At 44.2% G+C, this 18,689-nt stretch carries 20 protein-coding genes; 15 read left to right on the plus strand and 5 right to left on the minus strand.

Annotation, left to right across the window (positions count from 1 at the left end; genetic code table 11):
- Positions 1–6: 6 nt before the first annotated feature.
- The 4 genes from H525_RS0102945 to H525_RS0102960 form a co-directional block, all read right to left on the minus strand.
- Complete coding sequence (locus tag H525_RS0102945) at positions 7–1,143, minus strand: Ger(x)C family spore germination protein (RefSeq protein WP_027414961.1); 1,137 nt, start codon at positions 1,141–1,143, stop codon at positions 7–9.
- The gene (locus H525_RS0102950; RefSeq protein WP_027414962.1) at positions 1,144–2,247 is read right to left on the minus strand and encodes a GerAB/ArcD/ProY family transporter; all 1,104 of its coding nucleotides are present in this window, start codon (positions 2,245–2,247) and stop codon (positions 1,144–1,146) included.
- On the minus strand, positions 2,244–3,773 hold the full coding sequence (locus H525_RS0102955) for a spore germination protein (protein WP_027414963.1): 1,530 nt from the start codon (positions 3,771–3,773) through the stop codon (positions 2,244–2,246). The genes H525_RS0102950 and H525_RS0102955 overlap by 4 nt, the downstream gene beginning before the upstream one ends.
- Positions 3,774–3,928: 155 nt before the next feature.
- Positions 3,929–5,449, minus strand: coding sequence for an FMN-binding glutamate synthase family protein (locus H525_RS0102960; RefSeq protein WP_081413195.1), 1,521 nt, complete (start codon positions 5,447–5,449; stop codon positions 3,929–3,931).
- Between the two features lie 231 nt (positions 5,450–5,680).
- Between H525_RS0102960 and H525_RS0102965 the strand changes: the two genes are divergently transcribed.
- From H525_RS0102965 to H525_RS22595, 5 genes are all read left to right on the plus strand, one after another.
- Positions 5,681–6,361: a response regulator transcription factor gene (locus H525_RS0102965; protein ID WP_027414965.1), complete on the plus strand. Its 681-nt coding sequence runs from the start codon at positions 5,681–5,683 to the stop codon at positions 6,359–6,361.
- Complete coding sequence (locus H525_RS0102970; protein WP_027414966.1) at positions 6,354–7,691, plus strand: sensor histidine kinase; 1,338 nt, start codon at positions 6,354–6,356, stop codon at positions 7,689–7,691. The genes H525_RS0102965 and H525_RS0102970 overlap by 8 nt, the downstream gene beginning before the upstream one ends.
- A 103-nt stretch (positions 7,692–7,794) precedes the next feature.
- Positions 7,795–8,211: a hypothetical protein gene (locus tag H525_RS27760; RefSeq protein ID WP_027414967.1), complete on the plus strand. Its 417-nt coding sequence runs from the start codon at positions 7,795–7,797 to the stop codon at positions 8,209–8,211.
- Positions 8,212–8,227: 16 nt separating this feature from the next.
- Entirely contained in the window at positions 8,228–9,181 is a 954-nt protein-coding gene (locus H525_RS22590; protein WP_051330758.1) for an FAD:protein FMN transferase, read from the plus strand.
- Positions 9,169–9,744: a ferric reductase-like transmembrane domain-containing protein gene (locus H525_RS22595; protein ID WP_051330759.1), complete on the plus strand. Its 576-nt coding sequence runs from the start codon at positions 9,169–9,171 to the stop codon at positions 9,742–9,744. The genes H525_RS22590 and H525_RS22595 overlap by 13 nt, the downstream gene beginning before the upstream one ends.
- A 204-nt stretch (positions 9,745–9,948) precedes the next feature.
- Here H525_RS22595 and H525_RS0102990 read toward each other — a convergent pair whose 3' ends face one another.
- Positions 9,949–10,749: an IclR family transcriptional regulator gene (locus tag H525_RS0102990; protein WP_027414968.1), complete on the minus strand. Its 801-nt coding sequence runs from the start codon at positions 10,747–10,749 to the stop codon at positions 9,949–9,951.
- Positions 10,750–11,014: 265 nt separating this feature from the next.
- Here H525_RS0102990 and H525_RS0102995 point away from each other — a divergent pair, with 265 nt between their 5' ends.
- From H525_RS0102995 to H525_RS0103040, 10 genes are all read left to right on the plus strand, one after another.
- Positions 11,015–12,490, plus strand: a complete 1,476-nt coding sequence (locus tag H525_RS0102995; protein ID WP_027414969.1) for an aldehyde dehydrogenase — start codon at positions 11,015–11,017, stop codon at positions 12,488–12,490.
- A gap of 12 nt (positions 12,491–12,502) precedes the next feature.
- Positions 12,503–13,312, plus strand: coding sequence for a 2-keto-4-pentenoate hydratase (locus tag H525_RS0103000; RefSeq protein WP_425387635.1), 810 nt, complete (start codon positions 12,503–12,505; stop codon positions 13,310–13,312).
- Between the two features lie 114 nt (positions 13,313–13,426).
- The gene (locus tag H525_RS0103005; protein ID WP_027414971.1) at positions 13,427–14,311 is read left to right on the plus strand and encodes an acetaldehyde dehydrogenase (acetylating); all 885 of its coding nucleotides are present in this window, start codon (positions 13,427–13,429) and stop codon (positions 14,309–14,311) included.
- A gap of 13 nt (positions 14,312–14,324) precedes the next feature.
- The gene (gene dmpG / locus H525_RS0103010) at positions 14,325–15,353 is read left to right on the plus strand and encodes a 4-hydroxy-2-oxovalerate aldolase (protein WP_027414972.1); all 1,029 of its coding nucleotides are present in this window, start codon (positions 14,325–14,327) and stop codon (positions 15,351–15,353) included.
- A gap of 15 nt (positions 15,354–15,368) precedes the next feature.
- Positions 15,369–16,154, plus strand: coding sequence for a 2-keto-4-pentenoate hydratase (locus H525_RS0103015; protein ID WP_027414973.1), 786 nt, complete (start codon positions 15,369–15,371; stop codon positions 16,152–16,154).
- A 22-nt stretch (positions 16,155–16,176) separates the two neighbouring features.
- A complete protein-coding gene (locus H525_RS0103020) occupies positions 16,177–16,371 on the plus strand; it encodes a 4-oxalocrotonate tautomerase (RefSeq protein ID WP_027414974.1) in 195 nt (64 codons plus the stop codon).
- Between the two features lie 246 nt (positions 16,372–16,617).
- A complete protein-coding gene (locus H525_RS0103025; protein ID WP_027414975.1) occupies positions 16,618–17,529 on the plus strand; it encodes a catechol 2,3-dioxygenase in 912 nt (303 codons plus the stop codon).
- 41 nt (positions 17,530–17,570) lie between these two features.
- A complete protein-coding gene (locus H525_RS0103030; protein ID WP_081413193.1) occupies positions 17,571–17,891 on the plus strand; it encodes a 2Fe-2S iron-sulfur cluster-binding protein in 321 nt (106 codons plus the stop codon).
- Positions 17,875–18,312, plus strand: coding sequence for a GlcG/HbpS family heme-binding protein (locus H525_RS0103035; protein ID WP_281172569.1), 438 nt, complete (start codon positions 17,875–17,877; stop codon positions 18,310–18,312). Before H525_RS0103030 ends, H525_RS0103035 begins: the two co-directional genes overlap by 17 nt.
- A 69-nt stretch (positions 18,313–18,381) precedes the next feature.
- Positions 18,382–18,627: an alpha/beta fold hydrolase gene (locus H525_RS0103040; RefSeq protein ID WP_027414978.1), complete on the plus strand. Its 246-nt coding sequence runs from the start codon at positions 18,382–18,384 to the stop codon at positions 18,625–18,627.
- The last annotated feature ends 62 nt before the right edge of the window (positions 18,628–18,689 follow it).

Consider the following 18,689-nt stretch of genomic DNA (forward strand, 5'->3'; position numbering starts at 1 on the left):
CTATCTTTACTCAATTACACCATGGTCCACAATTTTTACAGTTGGGGTTACCGTTACGGTCGCCTTCGAAAACTCATTTGGCCAGTTATCCTCAACCTTTTTCCACTGCTCATACCTGAACGCACGTGCATACTCCCCGAATCCAAACGGATCAAGTTGCTGTTTCTGAACCTTCTTGATTAGACCATTTAACTCCCTGCCAATCTGTTCAGTAATGATTGCGGATAATTTCTCTTTATTTTTTTTCATATCCATATCAAATGTACGCTCGGCGAGCCTAACATTCAGCTTCATCTTGACATCAAAGACAAAATGATTTTCATTATAGTGGGTTGAAAGGTCAAGGTTCATGCTCGCAACATTCACCGTTACATAATCTGTCCCTTTTATGTTTTTAAGGGAATCTATCTTTTTAAATGGCACAGAGGGCAGACGCATGGTAAGGGAAACCGGGAAATTTGCTTTCTTCTGCAGCATGAGAAGTAGTGCACTTTCTCGGCGATTTAATGACATCTTATAGATTCCTCGATTCGTTAAGAGTGCGGAACCGGTCACAACAAGAGCTTTTTTTCCTTTTTTTATTTCTGAGATCGCCGGCGTGATTCCCTTACCAAAGGATTGCCTATGAAATTCCTGAAGGATCGTAAAAGCTGTATGATTGTATTCTTTGTTTGTATCGATTACGTTAGTCATATATTCGGGAAGCATGGGCTTATCTTTAAACTCACTGTTCATAATGGAAGAAACCGATCCCTCCACAGCGACCACACGCATAGTGCCCGAATTTTTTGGATCGCGATAAACCACATCGATATAAGGCATTGCGCCTTCTTTTTTTAACATTTTTTCGCTAAATAAGAGCACCTGTACTTTCCCTGTAGAAATAATACCGTTGCTTGAGCTGTCAAACACTTCTTTGGCCTGCCTGGTTGTATACACTTTTGATCCATAAACTTCGTATTTTTTTTTGGCATTCTTATTAAACTCAGGGCTCATTTGATAAATAATCAATTGATCATCCCCATCTATGTCGTACCCGTAAATGAGCGATAGTGTTTGCTTCTCAAGTTCAAGCTGATCCCAGCAACCCGGCAGGATGAGTAACAGAAAACAAGCCAGGATGAATGTAGCACACCGTATCATCTATCCCTTCCTCCTCTGCCAATACGTATAACCTGTTATGTACAACAGAAAAACAACTGGAAAGGCATAGGCAACGAAATAACCAATGAATCCCCACCATTCCCTCATATCATTCGCCTGCTCAGAAGAAGGTGTATAGAAAAGTAGAACCACAACCATTAAAGGCAACAAAATGTAGGTGGGTAATAGCCAACTTTTCTTATTAACGAGTTGGTTAATCCCATACATAGCAGAAAAAAGGTACGAAATACTTGGTCTTGAAAAAATAAAAAGATAGAACGACAAAAAGACAATTTCAAATCGTTCAAGAAACGAGAAATGAATCGGTTTAAGAAGGAAAAGTGTGGGGTAGATATATTCTGAAATTTCATTCGGGCTAAAATACAAGAAACAAACAAGCGTAATTTGAAGATAAACGATCAATGTAATGGTATTGGCAATGACAATTCCTTTTGCTGCGTTTTGTTTATTATTAAGATAGGGATAAAGGATAAAGGCGAATTCAAATCCAAGATAAGCGACTATCGTTTCTTTCACTGCAGATAAAACCGGCATCCATCCTTCTTTTAAAACAGGGAGCAGGTACACCCAATGGCTATCTTTAATGGGTATGGTTAACAAGAACGGCATCCAAAGCGTAAAGAAAAAGACAAAGACGGCATACCGGCAAAAGATCCGGACCCCACCGCGAATCAACATATACGTTGGAATGATAAATAAAAGCATGAGTGCATAGCCTGGGGTTTTCGGCAAAATCCACGTTCGAATAACAAGGATGACTGAAATATATAAGGATGTAGACGCAAGTAAATAATATAAAATCCAGATCACCATCCCTGCTTTTCCCATCCATTTCCCCGTATAGCGTGTTAACAAATCAAGCAAGGTATCCCCTGGATGTTTGGCCATGACCCGTACAATGCATAGGCTGACCAGCGTGGTCATCGCCCACCCGATAATAATCGAGATCCAACCGTCTGTACCTGCCACCTGTTCCAATCCCCGCGGAAACGTAAGCAAGCCGAACCCGACCTGAACACCGTTAATGGTCAGAATATATTGCAATAAGGAGATCTCATTCTTTCCATCTTGTTTATTTATCATCCACCTTCCTCCTTGTTTCCCTGCCTTTTCAACTGTCTGGGACGAACAGATAATGGCCGTTTCTTCATGAGCCGTAGTGGTAAACGAATAAACGTATCCTTCATATCCGAAATGTGCAGGGGTGAAATGGGGCTGCTATACGGAACGCCGAGTGATTCTAAAGAAAGTAAGTGAATAATCACCACCATCATTCCAATCATAATCCCAACCATGCCGAACACGGAGGCGATGAGCATCATCGGAAAACGAAGGAGCCGAATCCCCGCCGACATTTCCAAGTCAGGAATAATAAAAGAAGCAATCGCCGTTATCGATACGACAATAACCATGACATTACTGACAAGCCCGGCCTGAACCGCTGCTTGGCCAATGACAATACCGCCTACCGTTCCGATGGTCTGTCCAATAGGCGCAGGAAGCCGAACGCCTGCTTCCCGTAGCATTTCTAGCACCACTTCCATTTCCAGCGCTTCAAAGATAGGAGGAAAAGGAACTTTTTCCCTTGACTCCCCGAGCGTTAGAAGCAATTTAAGCGGAACGACTTCATAATGAAAGGAAATCATGGCGATATAAAGAGCAGGGGTAAAAATCGCAATAAAAAATGACATAAAACGAAGGAGACGGATAAAAGAAACAGCGACCGATCTCACACCGTAATCATCCATGGTGCGAAAAAAAGTCGAAAAGGTCATCGGTCCAAGCAGTACACCTGGTGAACGGTCCACGACAACAGCCACTCGTCCCTCAAGGAGCTTGAAAGCAGCTGTATCCGGACGTTCCGTTATAGAAAGCTGGGGAAAAGGGGTATACGGGTTATCTTCAATGAGTTCTTTCAGCCCACCGGTGCTGAGGATGGCATCGACTTTGAGCGACTTGATTCGACACGCCATTTCCTGGATGACGTCTTCATTCGTTACATCGGCCAGATAAAGCATGGAAATCTTGGCACTCGCCCGCTCCCCAACGGTAAATTCCCTTACTTTTAATTCACGGCTTGGAATATAACGACGGATTAGCGCAATGTTTTGGCTAGCTGTTTCCGTAAACCCCTGGTGCGAGCTTTTTAACGATGATTCTACCTTTGGTTCCTCAATCCCCCGCTGTGGCCACCCTTGTGTTTCCATCTCCAACGCGGTTAACTGGCCATCCATAAACAGAATACTTTTTCCATTAAGGAGGGCTTGTTCAATCTCCGACCATTTCTGAACCTTTTTGATGTGGCCAATCGACACAGCAGACTCCCAGAAATCATTTTCATTCAATTCCTGAAACAAAAGTGGGCGAAGAATATCCATAGTAATGGCCTTTTTATCAACCAGTCCCTCCATATACACAAGCGCTGCTTCCTGTCCTGTTTTTAATTGAAACGTCCGTGTAATCAGTTCTGGAATTTCACTAAACAGCATGGACAAGTGATGTAAATTTGTAGAATGAGAAGAGGAAATCATTCCATTTAATACATTATCAACCTGTTCCTGTGTAGAAAATGCCTTCCTGCCTTTTAACCAATCATGAAAAAAGCCCATACGTTCACCCTTTTTTCGGTTGTGTTTTCTACGGTTTATTATGAGAGATTGGGTGAAGAAATATACTTTTTCCTGGAATGAATAGGGAAAATAGTTTTTACTTTTTTTGGTTATAAGATTGTTCACAGTAGGAACAATAAATATGATGTTTTATTTTAGAAAAAGGAGAACCATTTTTTAACCCTTTTTGTGATACGTTTTTGGCGTACAGGAATGGATTCATGGTTTTTAACAGATTCAACGGCTTCTTCCGTTTTTTTGCACTTTGTGGGTTCATAAGGTTCATAAGCAAGTTGAACTTTCGTTACTTTACTCGTCCATTCGTCCAGGGCAACTAAATCGTCCCTATTTACTTGACGCAATGAATTTTTCCCAAGGGCTCGAATGGCAACCTTCATTTCTTCGATGCAAGAAGTAAAAAAGTTTTCCAAATATTTTGCTGCTTCTTCTTCATTGAATTCGTCTGCCATATTACCAGGGTAAGAAACAAGTTGCGTGGGTGGTTCCCAAGGAATGGCCTTTGTTACTTGAACATGGGTCATTGCCCATAATATAGCTGTTCCCATAAAAACAGCATCTGCACCTAAGGCAAGGGCTTTTAGACATTCTCCCGGATTCACAAAACCTCCACCAATCAAAAGGCTAATCCTGTCTTTTACTCCCCGTTTCTCAAGATAGTGGACGGCCCGGGACAAGGCATAAATCGTAGGGAGACCAAAATCATCTTCCAAAATGGGAGGGCCTCCTTTTGTTCCGGCTTGACCGCCATCGATACTAATAAAATCAACTCCTCCCTGTATAGCAACTTCCAAATCGGCCTCCAGTTTGGCACTGGCACAAATCTTAACTCCAATGGGAACCCCACCCGTTACTTTACGAAGATTTTGTACAAGATTTTTAAGGTCTTTCGGTTTATTGATTTCCTTGTGCCGAGAAGGAATCACAACGGTCCCTCCTGGTGGAACCTGTAAAATTTCTCGAGCTTTCCCTTCCATAAATTCAGGTGGAATAAAGCTTGCAGAACCTGCCGTGGCTCCTTGTCCAATGTGAATTTCAATCGCATCGGCCTGTTTGAGAATCTCAGGTTCTTTCGACCAATGAGCTGAATTATACTGAAGGATATAATATTTGGCTAATGCCCGATCCTCTGGTAAAAACCCGCCTTCTCCAGAATTGGTTGCTGTACCTACGGCAGCCGTTCCCTTTGCGATGGCTATTCTTAGCTTTTCACTTACCCCGATCCCATATCCCATCGCTCCCACCGTCAAAGGAATATCTAGACATAACGGTTTTTTTGCCTTCGTTCCGATAGTAACCTTCATATTAACAGGTTCATTCTCATGCGCGGGTAAGATGGCTAATTGAGCAGGTGAAAAAATCAGTCCATCAAAATTAAGAAATTTACGCGGACTGCCAAACGGTCTTTCGATGATCTTTCCCATACTAGCACGTAGGCTATTTTCCACCACCATTCGAGGATTGATCTTCGTCATTGCAGAAACCATTTCCCATATATTTTCAGGGTAACGATCTGACATTAATCGTTTTATGAAACGACCAACGATCCATTTAATTAAAGGCCTTGAAAAAATAAGGAAAAATACTCCTGCACAAATAATTGCTATAAATGCGGCGGTAAAAGATCCAATCAAAAACGAAATTACGTTGTTTTTCATCATACGCTACCTCTTTTTGTTGAAGGTATATAGAAATTGATTACATGGGAGGGCATAGATTATTTTTCCGTTTATTTTCATTTTTATACGGACGAAGAAGTTACCTTCTACGTAAGTCTCCCCCCATTCTTGGTATCAAGAACATGGTTCTCATTCATCACAATTTGAGATTTCATTTAATTTTTACAAATCATCGCTATAGTAGGAAGGAGGAGGGAGGAAATTGTTTAAATGTATGTCTTATTAGCAGAAGATGATCGGAAGCTTGGGAAATTAATTTCACATATGCTGAAAAAAGAGAAACATGTGGTGGATTGGTTAACAACAGGCGAAGATGTGTATGACTATGCGGTTGGTACCGCGTACGATTTGTTGATTTTGGATTGGATGATGCCGCAAGAAGATGGAGTCAGCATTTGCCACAGACTGCGTCGAGATGGGTATCAGGGTGCGATTTTACTGCTAACCGCCCGCGATGCATTAGATGATCGGGTAAAAGGGCTCGATGCGGGGGCCGACGATTATATCGTCAAACCGTTTGAATTTGCAGAGTTGTTTGCACGTATGCGGGCATTGACAAGGCGCAGCCAGACACCGATACAGGATGATGTGATTCAGCTTGATAATCTGGTTATTCGTTGCACAGAGCATACCATTCATCGTAATGGAGAAGAAATTCAATTAACTCCCCGCGAATATCAGTTGTTTGAATTGCTGGCACGCAATCGTGGACAAATTATTCGACGCGATGTGATTTTAGAGCGTATCTGGGGATATGATGCAGAAGTAACAAGCAATGCGCTCGATGCTCTGGTTCGTTTGCTGCGCAAAAAGATCGATCGCCCAGGTGAGCGCAAGTTAATTCAAAATGTTCGGGGGATTGGGTATAAAGTAGAGGCCGATTATGTTTAAGAAAACGCGCAATCGGTTGACCATTTTATTTACAGGCTTAATGATTTTGTTTTTGCTTTCGTTTATTTTAACAAGCTATTTTTTGTTGTCGTTTATGATTTACGAAGACAGTCGCGCAAATGTACGGGGACTTGTCGCTGAGGAATTTAACGATCATGCGAAGGATATTATAAATGCCGGAAACTACCACAAGGGAATAAGTGCCGGCAGGAATCATGATCATGATGATGAAGTGAAGGCATCTATTTATTACAAAAAATATCGTTACTTCTTTTATTATGTTGTGGATGCAAATGGAAAAGTAATCAAAGGTGATGAGGGGCTACCCCAGCTGCGCGGCTCGATTGTGAAGGAGGTTCAGGGATGGAGACCCAAGCAGGACGAAATTAGTTTGAAAACTTTTACGGTGGATGGCAACCCGATGTATATTATGATGGCGGGGCGTTCATTGTATGCTGGCAATCGGTATCAGGGAGGCGTTTATGTAGGGGTTGATGTTACTGAACAGCATCAGGCCCTTAAGCGAACGGTGACGATTTTGACCATGGTAGCGGTGGCCTTTTTATTTATATCTTCTTTGCTGGGCCTTTACATGTCGGATCGGGCGATGCAGCCGATTATGCGTTCATTTACGAGGCAGCGTGAATTTGTGGATAATGCTTCGCATGAGTTGCGGACACCACTTACTATTTTACAGTCTTCGCTTGAGGTATTAGAGACGGAAGAAAAAGGAAAAGCGTCAGAGTTTTCCCTTCAAGTTATGGATGATATGAAAGACGAACTGAAATGGATGACTAGATTAGTTGGGTATTTGCTAACACTGGCACGAGCCGACTCGGGAGTTATTGAACTTGCCTATGAATCGTTTGATGCGGCAGCGGTCGCACAACAAACTGCCCGTTCGTTTGAAACATTGCTTGCTAAACGTAAACAGCATTTTGCCTATGAGGCACCGGATGAACTCATCGTGTATGCCGATCGTGAAAGGGTTATACAGTTGCTATATATTTTGCTGGATAATGCAAGTAAATATACACCGGAAGGGGGAAGCGTAACACTGCGCGTAAGTGAGCAGGGGAAAGAAAAAAATCGAAAGGTTCGAATTGATGTGATAGATACAGGCGTTGGGATTTCCCTCGAAAATAAAGCCCGGATTTTTGATCGGTTTTATCGTGTAGACAAAGGCCGTTCACGGGAGATGGGCGGAACGGGACTGGGACTTTCGATTGCCAGTTGGATTGTGAAGGCGCATAAAGGATCGATTCAGTTAGATAGTATGCTAGGGAAAGGCAGTGTATTTACTGTACTTCTACCCATTAAAGAAACATAGCCATGGAAAAAGAAACGGGATAGAAAGAGGTCACCCGGTTTTCAGCTTTTTTTCAGACATAGTCGGTATCCTGATGATATGTAAAAGATAAGGAGGCTTTTGGATGGCGAAAAATGCTTGGGTTAAATGGGTCATGGGACTTACAAGTGTAGCGTCCTTTACCGGATTTATCGGTTTGGCTGGAAAGGCAGACGCGGAGAAAAAAGCGGCAGCCGATCTGAAGGCAGCTGTCGTCGATAATACAGGAACCAATCAAGCGGCAACATCTAAACAGGGGCAGCATGGAGACGTCATACAAAGTGAGTGGCAGGCTGTAGCGGCTAACCAAGCACCTAAGGGTAACCTGGACGCAGCAGGTCAGCAGAAACCTCATGAAACCGTAACAGATGGAAGCACGAGTGTTTCCTCCGGCAGCCAGTCAGCCTCTGTCGCCCAGTCCGGGAGCACCGGATCGGAGACGACGACGCTTCATCATAAAAAGAAAACCCATCATCGTGCTGCCCGGACGCATGCCTCGTAAAGAGGAGGCTGATGGAATGCATTCCTTTAAAGCAATGAACACAGTGTTCTGGACCATGCATCTTCCGCAGCGTGAGCAGCAGCAGGTGGAATCATGGGTTCAGTACGTGGAGGATAAACTCAGCCGCTTTCGGGCCACCAGTGAATTATCCCGGTTGAACCAGAGTGGAGGAAAGCCATTCGTGCCATCAGCTCTTTTGTATACCGTGCTGCGAATGGCGGAGGCGTATTACAGGGAAACGGATGGGCTTTTTTCGCCATTTTTAGGCGAAGAAATCAGACGTCTGGGGTATGATCGAACCTTTGAAGAACTTTCCCCGGCTGTTGGAGAAGCACAAATCTATAGCCGAATCCTTCAAAGAAAGCAGAGGGATATAAATCATCCGGTTCAGTTTAACCGGATGATGAAAAGTGTGACTCTTTCCCCGGGTGTTTTTCTTGACTTCGGCGGAATTGCAAAGGGCTGGTCCGTTCAAAAGATCAGCGGTTGGCTTAAAGAAGATGGGATAACCAGAGGATTGATTAATGCAGGGGGAGATATTGTCGCTTGGGACGAGGACGGCGGGAGCGGATGGGAAATTACAGTTGCTAATCCAATGGAACCGGAACGGAATCTGGCCCGTTTTACCTTATCCGGCTGTGCCGGTGTCGCCACAAGCAGCACAAGAAAGCGCCGCTGGACAGATGCTGCCGGAACAACCCAACACCATATTCTTGATCCGCGAACCGGAAAGCCGACGGCCTCTGATCTCGTTCAGGTAACGGTTATAGCTCCCGATGTAACAACGGCCGAAGTATATGCCAAGTGCCTGCTTGTTCTGGGTACAAAAGAAGCGAAGCACTGGCTGGCTTGCCGACAGCCTGATTTGGGCGTTATCGCCGTTGAGAAGCACGGCAAACGATTTGCAAACGAAGCTGCGTATGAAATGGGGTTACGCTGGATAGAGGAGGATTTACAGTGGAAAATATAATGGCAACGATCGGCTCTTGGATACCGGTCTGGGATGCGTCACGTGCTGCAGGGCTTACGGCTTATCTGCTGTTGTTTTTTGCGACAGTTGCTGGCATTATGCAAAGTATGAAGCTGCTGCCGCCAAAGGCAAGAGGGGCACTTGCTGTTTTTCATGCGAATGGAAGCTGGATCGGCCTGCTGTTTGGAATGACACATGGTCTGCTGCTGTTGTTTGATCAGTATGTAGGGTACACACTACGAGATATTTTCGTTCCGTTTTCTACCCACTACAAACCGATAGAGACAGCGCTGGGTATTTTCACATTCTATGTTATGTTTGTCCTTATCCTTTCTTCGGACCTCATGAAAAGGATTGGCAAAAAAATGTGGCGAATGATTCATTTTCTTTCATTTCCCGGATACTTGGCGGCACTTTTTCATGGCCTGTTAATGGGAACCGATTCCCAAAGTGAGTGGATCCTCGGCATGTATCTTGTTACCGGTGCGGTAGTGGCTATTCTCGTTGTGTTCCGTGTAAATATCTCGCTTCAAGCAAAAAAGAGCGTTTCTGCCCGCGGGTAGAAACGCTCTTTTTACCGTCCTCTATGATTTTTGCGCTCATTGCTTTTGGGGGAGTTTGTATTCTTGGCATCACGTCAACCGAATTGGAAAATAAGAACGAAATCACCAAAGCCGGAACCGTGTATGATTATTGGATTGGCGGCTCTGTTTGCTCTTTCTGCTTTTCACATTCGATTACCATTGCAAAGAAAGGGAAAAAGTCGATTAGGCCCTTGCCAAGTCGGGGTTCAATCTTTCCAGGTAACCCAGCCTATCTGAGATTTCTTTAGCAGCACTTTTTATTTTCGCAATCATCGAACTGTTGTACGGATTCATTCGATGAATAGGGCCGATAACGCTAAGGGCATAAACAACTTTTCCCGTATAGTCCCGGATTGGTACGGCAATCGACGCCACTCCTTCTCGAATTTCCTCTATGCTGATCGCATACCCTTGATCTTTTATTTTGTTTAATACGGTTCGAAAATCTTCAGGATTGGTTATCGTTTGAGCGGTATACTTTTCAAGCCCTTTTTCAATGAATTGTTCGATCAACTCTTTCTCCTGATAAGCAAGGATGACTTTCCCGGAACTCGTACAGTGCAGGGGATTTCTTCTCCCAACATGAGATAAAATTTGAACAGGATGTTTGCATTCTACTTTATTTAAATAGACAACATCTGTTCCCTCCAAAACAGCAATATGTGCCGTCTCTCCAATTTCATGGACTAGCTTCTGAAGAATAGGCTGTGATTCCCGATTTACTTCCAAGTTTGAAGTTATGATGGTATTTAAATTAAGAATGGAAAGTCCTAATCGATATTTTTGCGTCTCCGGATCTTTGATAACAAATCCTTCGCTAGCAAGAGTGGCTAATAAACGACTAACCGTACTTTTTCCTAATCCTAAGGAAGAGGCTAAATCGGTTACTTTTTTTTCCGGCTCATCAATAGAAAAGCTGCGTAAAAGAAGAAGAGCATTTTTTACAGAAGAGAGCGTATAATCTTTTTTCTTATTATTTTCCATATAGAAAGTGATCCCCTTTTATTTGTTACTCATACAAGAATATCAATCCTCTGAGAAGAACATTTTTAGCTTAGCACATATTCAAAATAAATAGAATACAACTATAAGTTTAATGGTCTAAAAAAAATTTTTAATGTGTTGTGTATAGGAGAACATAGGTGTTGTATGAGAAACTCTTTCTAATTTAATATAAATCTAAACAAGTTTGAAAATACCATATTTTGAAACTTATTTACATTTTCGAATAAAAAGGAGGATCGATTTCATGCAGGCACAATCCGAATTGAAGAGCAAGGTAAAGGCTTTTGATTGTAATCATTTTATTGACGGAAAATACGTGACCTCAAACAACGGAAAAACATTTGATAACATTAATCCAGCAACTGAAGAAATTCTCGGTAAGGTTTCTGAGGGAGGGCAAGAAGAAATTGATCTGGCTGTAGCTGCAGCAAAAAAAGCTTTAAAGGGACCGTGGAAAAAGATGTCTACCAGTAACCGTATTGCTGTGATTCGGCGCATAGGAGATATCATCCTTGAGAGGAAGGATGAATTGGCTCATCTGGAATCGCTGGATACCGGAAAACCTCTTTGGCTCTCAAACTCGCTCGATATTCCGCGTGCTGCCTATAATTTTCATTTCTTTGCCGACTACTTAAGAGGTTTAGGTACCGAGGCTTATCAAACGGATGACCAGGCAATCAATTATGCGATTCGCCGCCCAGTCGGTGTTGTAGCGTTGATTAACCCATGGAACCTTCCCCTTTTATTGTTGACCTGGAAATTAGCACCCTGCCTGGCAGCCGGGAATACCGCCGTGATCAAGCCAGCTGAATTAACGCCGATGACGGCTACACTCCTTGGTGAAATTTGCCGCGACGCCGGTGTGCCCGATGGAGTGGTCAATATTGTGCACGGGTTTGGTCCTGATTCTGCTGGCTCTGCTTTAACGGAGCATCCGGATGTAGACGCGATTTCCTTTACGGGAGAAACAACCACAGGGAAAATTATCATGCAAGCTGCCGCAAAAACATTAAAGAGGCTCTCTTATGAACTTGGAGGCAAAAATCCCAACATTATTTTTGCGGATTCAGACTTGGATGAAGTCATTGAAACCACACTTAAATCTAGTTTTGTTAACCAGGGTGAAGTATGTATGTGTGGTTCACGAATCTATGTTGAGCGCGCTGCCTACGACAAATTCCTGGAAAAATTTGTGGAAAAAACAAAAGAAATGGTTGTGGGAGATCCGTTTGATCCAAAAACAAAAGTAGGCGCACTCATTTCAGAGGAACATTACGAGCGCGTAACCAGTTATATTCAACTGGCACAAGAGGAAGGCGGACAAATCTTAATCGGTGGTAAGCGTCCGGAAGGTTTGAATAAAGGATACTATCTTGAACCGACGATTATCGTAGGATTGGACCGCACCTGCCGGGTCGTCCGCGAAGAAATTTTTGGACCGGTTGTTACCATTATTCCTTTTGATACGGAAGAAGAAGTGATTGCACAGGCAAATGATACGCATTATGGATTGAGCGCTTCCCTTTGGACGAATGATTTGCGCCGTGCTCACCGTGTCGCCGGGCAAATTGAAGCGGGGATTATTTGGGTAAATACTTGGTTCCTGCGGGATTTGCGAACCCCATTTGGTGGGATGAAACAAAGCGGCATTGGGCGTGAAGGTGGAGTGCACAGCTTCGAATTCTATAGTGAATTAACGAATATTTGTATCAAGTTATAGGAGGGAGCCGCTTTGAATTCAATAAATGTTGAAAAAGCAGGAAGATTTTCTGAGCATCTTGCCCAGGCAGAGATAAAACGCCAAGGAGTTTCACCTCTCACCGAACTTGATCCGGCTATCACTACCGAGGAAGCGTATCAAGTTCAATTGCTTACCATTCAAAAGAGACTGGAAGCCGGTCAGCATATCGTAGGGAAAAAAATTGGGTTAACTTCTTTAGCCATGCAGAATTTGTTGGGTGTGGATCAACCGGATTACGGTCACCTGCTGGATGATATGGTAATTGAAAATGGAGGAATCATCCCATGGAACCGGGTTCTCCAACCGAAAGTGGAAGCAGAAATTGCTTTTATACTAAAAAAAGATTTGGTGGGACCGAGAGTGAAGGCTATGGATGTATTGCAAGCTACGGATTATGTGCTTCCGGCCCTGGAAATTGTAGATAGCCGGGTGGCAGACTGGAAAATTAAATTGCAAGATACGATTGCTGATAATGCTTCCTCCGGACTTTATCTGCTTGGTGGAAAGCCTCTTTCCGTTGACCAACTCGACCTGGCTCAGGTAGGAATGGTTCTTTACAAAAATGGCGAAATCATAAACACGGGGGTCGGGGCAGCGGCCTTAGGCCATCCAGCTACTTGTGTTGCCTGGTTGGCCAATAAGCTATCCGAGTTTGGAATTACCTTGAAGGCGGGAGAAGTGATTCTCTCAGGTGCTCTTTCTGCCGCAGTGAATGCTGAACCGGGGGATCTCTTTCAGGCACGGTTTGCTCATCTGGGCGAAGTGAATGTGCGCTTTTCCAAGGCGTATAGGAAAGTATAACTTTCCTGCACGCATAAGTGCAACTAAGGCTATCGCCTGCGCCTTTGGCTTGACGTAGCCAAGTTTTCTTTAGAACGTTAGATAAATATGAGGATAGGTGAGGTGTGAATAGTGATGTCCAAAGTTAAAGCAGCCATTCTTGGCTCTGGAAATATCGGTACGGATTTAATGATGAAGTTGGAACGTTCCAGTGTTTTACAATTAACCGCAATGATAGGGATCGATCCAGACTCAGACGGTTTGCATCGTGCGAAAGAACGTGGATATGATGTGATTGATACAGGAATTGAGGGGTTTCTTGAACGCCCGGAGCTTGCTGACATTGTATTTGATGCAACCTCTGCAAAAGCGCACATTCGTCATGCCAAATTATTAAGGGAAGCAGAAAAAAAAGTGCTTGACCTAACACCTGCTGCTGTCGGATCCTTGGTCGTTCCTCCCGTTAATCTGGGTCAACATATCGAGGAGGATAATGTTAACCTCATAACGTGCGGTGGACAGGCGACCATCCCGATTGTCCATGCGATTCATCGGGTGAGTGCCGTCAGCTATGCCGAAATCGTAGCGACGATCTCCAGTAAAAGTGCGGGACCGGGAACACGTGCAAACATCGATGAATTTACACAAACGACAGCCCGCGGCATCGAAGTCATCGGGGGGGCCAAAAAGGGGAAGGCCATTATCATTTTAAACCCGGCCGAACCGCCCATTCTTATGAGAGACACGGTGCATGCCTTAGTGGAAGAAGAAAGTATGGACGAAGGTGCCATTGCTCGCTCGATACAAGAGATGGTAGAAACGGTACAGTCTTATGTGCCCGGATACCGTTTGCGCACGGAGCCGATCTTTGACGGGAACAGGATTACGGTATTTCTGGAGGTAGAAGGTGTAGGAGATTATTTGCCGAAGTATTCTGGAAATCTTGACATTATGACCGCTGCGGCCGTAAAGGTTGCAGAAGAGTTCGCCAAACACCAGTTGGCTAAACAAACGGTGTAAAGGAGGAGTATCTATGAATAAAGAACGTGAAATCTATATTACCGAAGTGGCCTTACGTGACGGGAGTCATGCTATTGCCCATCAATATACCGTAGATCAAGTGCTAAAAGTGGCGAAGGCTTTAGATGAAGCCCAAGTGCCTTATATCGAGGTTGCACACGGCGATGGTCTGGCTGGTTCTTCCTTACAGTATGGATTATCCCGCACAAATGAACTGGAATTGATTGAAACAGCAGTATCTGTTTGTGAGCAGGCAAAAGTAGCTGTATTGCTGCTGCCTGGTGTCGGGACCATGAAAGAACTAAAACAGGCTGCCGATCTTGGAGCTAAAATGGCTCGGATTGCTACTCACGTAACAGAGGCAGATGTTTCCGCCCAGCATATTGCTTTTTCTAAGGAACTTGGGTTGGAAACGGTTGGCTTTCTCATGATGGCCCACATGGCTCCGGTTGGAAAACTCGTGGAACAGGCCAAGCTGATGGAAAGTTACGGAGCGGATACGGTTTATGTTGTGGACTCTGCGGGAGCCTTGCTGCCTCATGAAGTAAAGGAGAGAATTCGTACTCTGCGGCAAAATGTGGGTGTTCATATTGGTTTCCATGGTCATAACAATTTGTCCCTGGCGATGGCGAATACGCTGGTTGCTATTGAAGAAGGAGCTACGCGGATTGATGGCAGTGTTCGTTGTTTAGGGGCAGGGGCCGGAAATACGCAAACGGAAGTACTCATTGCCGTTTTGGAACGGCTGGGAATCTACACAGGGGTTGATCTTTATAAGATGATGGACCTGGCGGAAGACATTGTGGCGCAGATTCTTCAGGTTCCACAGGAGATCACAAGGGATAGTCTTGTCTTAGGTTATGCCGGGGTATATTCCAGCTTTCTGCTTCATGCCAGGCGGGCTGCTAAGCGGTTCCATATTGATTCCCGGGATATCCTGATTGAACTTGGAAAGCGAAAAGTCGTAGGCGGTCAAGAAGATATGATCATGGATGTAGCGGCAGAAATCGCAAAGAAAAAGCTTGAATCAGTTGTCCGCTAAAGGGAGGATGCAAAAATGGGTGTTTTAAACGTTAAATCCACGGCCGAGTTTTTGCACAAGGCTGAAATGGATAAGAGGGAAGTTCTTCGAATCACAGCGGATTATCCAGATATGACGGTTGAGGAAGCTTATTGTGTGTTGAAAGAACTGGTTGCGCTGAAACGCAAACAGGGACATCGAATTGTCGGGCCGAAAATGGGTTTGACAAGCCAAGCCAAAATGAAACAGATGAATGTTGAAGAGCCTATCTATGGCTACATATTTGATTATATGGTGGTCTCTGAAGGCGGAGCCGTTTCTATGGGGGATCTGATTCACCCTAAAGTTGAAGCGGAAATTGCTTTTGTTTTAGGAAGGGATATAGAAGGCCCGGGTATTACAGGAGCTCAGGTGCTTGCTGCAACCGAATATGTTCTGCCGGCTCTTGAAATTATCGATAGTCGTTACGAGAATTTTAAATTTACACTGCCGGATGTGATTGCGGATAATGCTTCCTCTTCAAGAGTGGTGTTTGGCAGTCGGCTAACACGACCTGGAAACTTAGAGCTGGATCTGGTGGGGGTCACGCTGTCCATTAATGGGGAAATCAAGGATTTAGGAGCGGGGGCTGCCGTAGTAGGCCACCCGGCTAACTCGGTTGCCATGCTGGCTAACATGCTTGGAAGAAAGGGGGAAAAACTCAAAGCCGGAGATATTATTTTAACTGGAGGTATAACGGGGGCCGTTATGTTGGCCGTTGGAGATACCGTTACAGCAAAACTTGATGGATTGGGTGAAGTTGGTTTTAAAGTGACAGAATAGATGTTAATTAGAGGTGAGTAAAATGCCGCTTGTCAATATTCAGATTCTACAGGGCCGCCCTGAAGAGAAAGTGAAGGAACTAATACAGAATGTAACGGAAGTAGTAAGTATGACACTTGCTGCTCCCAAGGAAAACGTTCGCGTTATTGTAACGGAGGTTCCGAAAACTCACTGGGGTATTGGTGGAATCCCTGTATCAGAGATATCAGGTAGATAATCATACCTGAGAAGCATTTTAACTTCGGTTCCAAAAAATTCGGTTTCCTTTTTGATAGGATTTTCAACCTATACTGCTGTATTGAAATAATAGAAAATTCAATATTAATTGTAGTAATAATTGTACAGGCATAATCAGAATGTAGTGAAACTACTATACTTTGTTGACCGAACATACAAAATTAAGAAAGCGTTTACTAACTTGGGTATGGCTACTAGGGATTTAAAATTAAAAGGGGGAAGTTATATGGCAATCATGCGTTTAGGCCGCGTTCAAATTCGTGTACCAAATTGGGAAAAATCAGTGTTTTATTATAAGAATGTACTCGGGTTAATCGAAACGGCCCGCGACGAAAATCATGTCTATCTGAAAGCGTGGGATGAGTATGATCATCATAGCGTTATCCTCGAAAAAGCGGACATAGCCGGTCTGGAGCATATGGCGTTCAAATGCGAATTTGCTCAAGATCTTGATCTGTACGAAAAAAAATTAATCGACTATGGAGTGGCCGTGAAACGTGTTCCGAAAGGCACGCGCATCGCAGAAGGTGAAGCGATTCGGTTCCAATTACCGACAGAACACTGGGTTGAATTGTATCACGAAATCGAAGTCGTTGGCAATGGCATGCCGTCTGTTAATCCGGACCCGTGGCCGGATCATCTTGTGGGCATAGCACCGCCGCGTTTAGACCATCTGTTGGTGGCAGGGGAAGATATTGAGGCTGCAACCCGTCTATTTACGGACGTGTTCGACTTCCATATGAGCGAGCAACTTGTTGATGACAAAATGGAAGTGAAACTCGCCACGTGGCTGTTTAAGACGAACACCGCGCATGACATCGCGTTTGTTAAAGGACCAAACGGACGCTTGCACCACGTTGCTTTCTTCCTTGATGAATGGGTGGAACTGCGAAAAGCCGCCGACATCATGGTGAAAAACGATGTCATGATTGACATTGGACCGACGCGCCACGGTATTACACGTGGTACGACCATCTACTTTTTCGATCCATCAGGCAACCGCAATGAAGTGTTCGCTGGTGGCTACATTACGTACCCGGACTTCCCTACGATCACGTGGACGGAAGAATCAATTGGCAAAGCTATTTTCTACTTTGAGCGAGAATTAAACGAACGCTTCATGAAGGTGAATTCGTAGAAGGACCATATCTCACCAGTTTTGATAGAAGCGGAGGCTGAATGATGGATATATACAAAATATATGTACGCGGCGAGGCAAGAGAAGCAACAGCTCCCGCTCATCGAACGTTACTGGATGCTGCTTCCGCTGCAGGTCTGCCGGTAATGGTCGGTTGCAAAGGCGGCGGGTGCGGTGTATGTAAAATTTTGATCGTCGATGGACAGGTAGAGCACGGTATGTATGCGAAATCGGCGCTTTCGGATGATGAGCGGGGTGCCGGGTACGTGTTGGCATGCCAGGCCCGGCCGATATCAGACGTGACGATTGACTTTTCAACGGAAGATGGGAGGAGGAAACCTGAGGTTGAATGTATTTTATGAGAAACCAGTTATTACCCAGCAAATTGTTATGAACATGCTGAATGCGGCCTGCCAAAAAGCAGAGGACCTGGGAGTTAGAGTAAATGTATCCATTGTGGACGATGGAGGAAACTTGAAAGGATTTATACGTATGGATGGAGCGCCGCTATTAAGCTTGGAAATTTCCCGGAACAAAGCTTATACAGCTTCGGCGTTTGGTATCTCCACTTCAGAATGGTACCCAATGATTCAAAATGAACCCTCTCTTTTACACGGGATAGTACACACCCGGAGGTTAACCATATTTGGTGGTGGAGTGCCAATGTATATCGATGACCATCTCGTTGGAGGAATTGGTGTCTCTGGAGGCAGTGAGGAAGAAGATATTTTGTGTGCTGAAACTGCTCTTACCGTTTTAACCGAGATGCTGAACCGACAGTAAACACGTCTGTGTCGGTGTAAAAGGGATGAGGTGATTTTACATGATTGAAAAGGGGAAGTATATCGAAGCGTGTCCATTATTGGAAATTCAATAGGTGGTGCTTTAGCCCTACACATCGTTCATCATGGCAGAGAGGATCAAGTGATTCCTTTACAAGAAACCAGCTTGAAAATGGCTCAGTTGTTGCCAAACGTGGAATTGCATGTTTTTTCTCAATGCGGCCATTGGACACAAATTGAGAAAACAAAGGAGTTTAGCGATCAGGTCATTTATTTTTTATCGTTAAGGAAAGTATATGTTGCTTTACAGTGTTAAAGCAACATATACTTTCTTCCATTGGTCACCTGAGAAAAACTCACGGGGGTGTGCCGAACGTT

The sequence above is a fragment of the Aneurinibacillus terranovensis DSM 18919 genome (genome assembly GCF_000430625.1).
In the GTDB taxonomy this organism is placed as follows: domain Bacteria; phylum Bacillota; class Bacilli; order Aneurinibacillales; family Aneurinibacillaceae; genus Aneurinibacillus_B; species Aneurinibacillus_B terranovensis.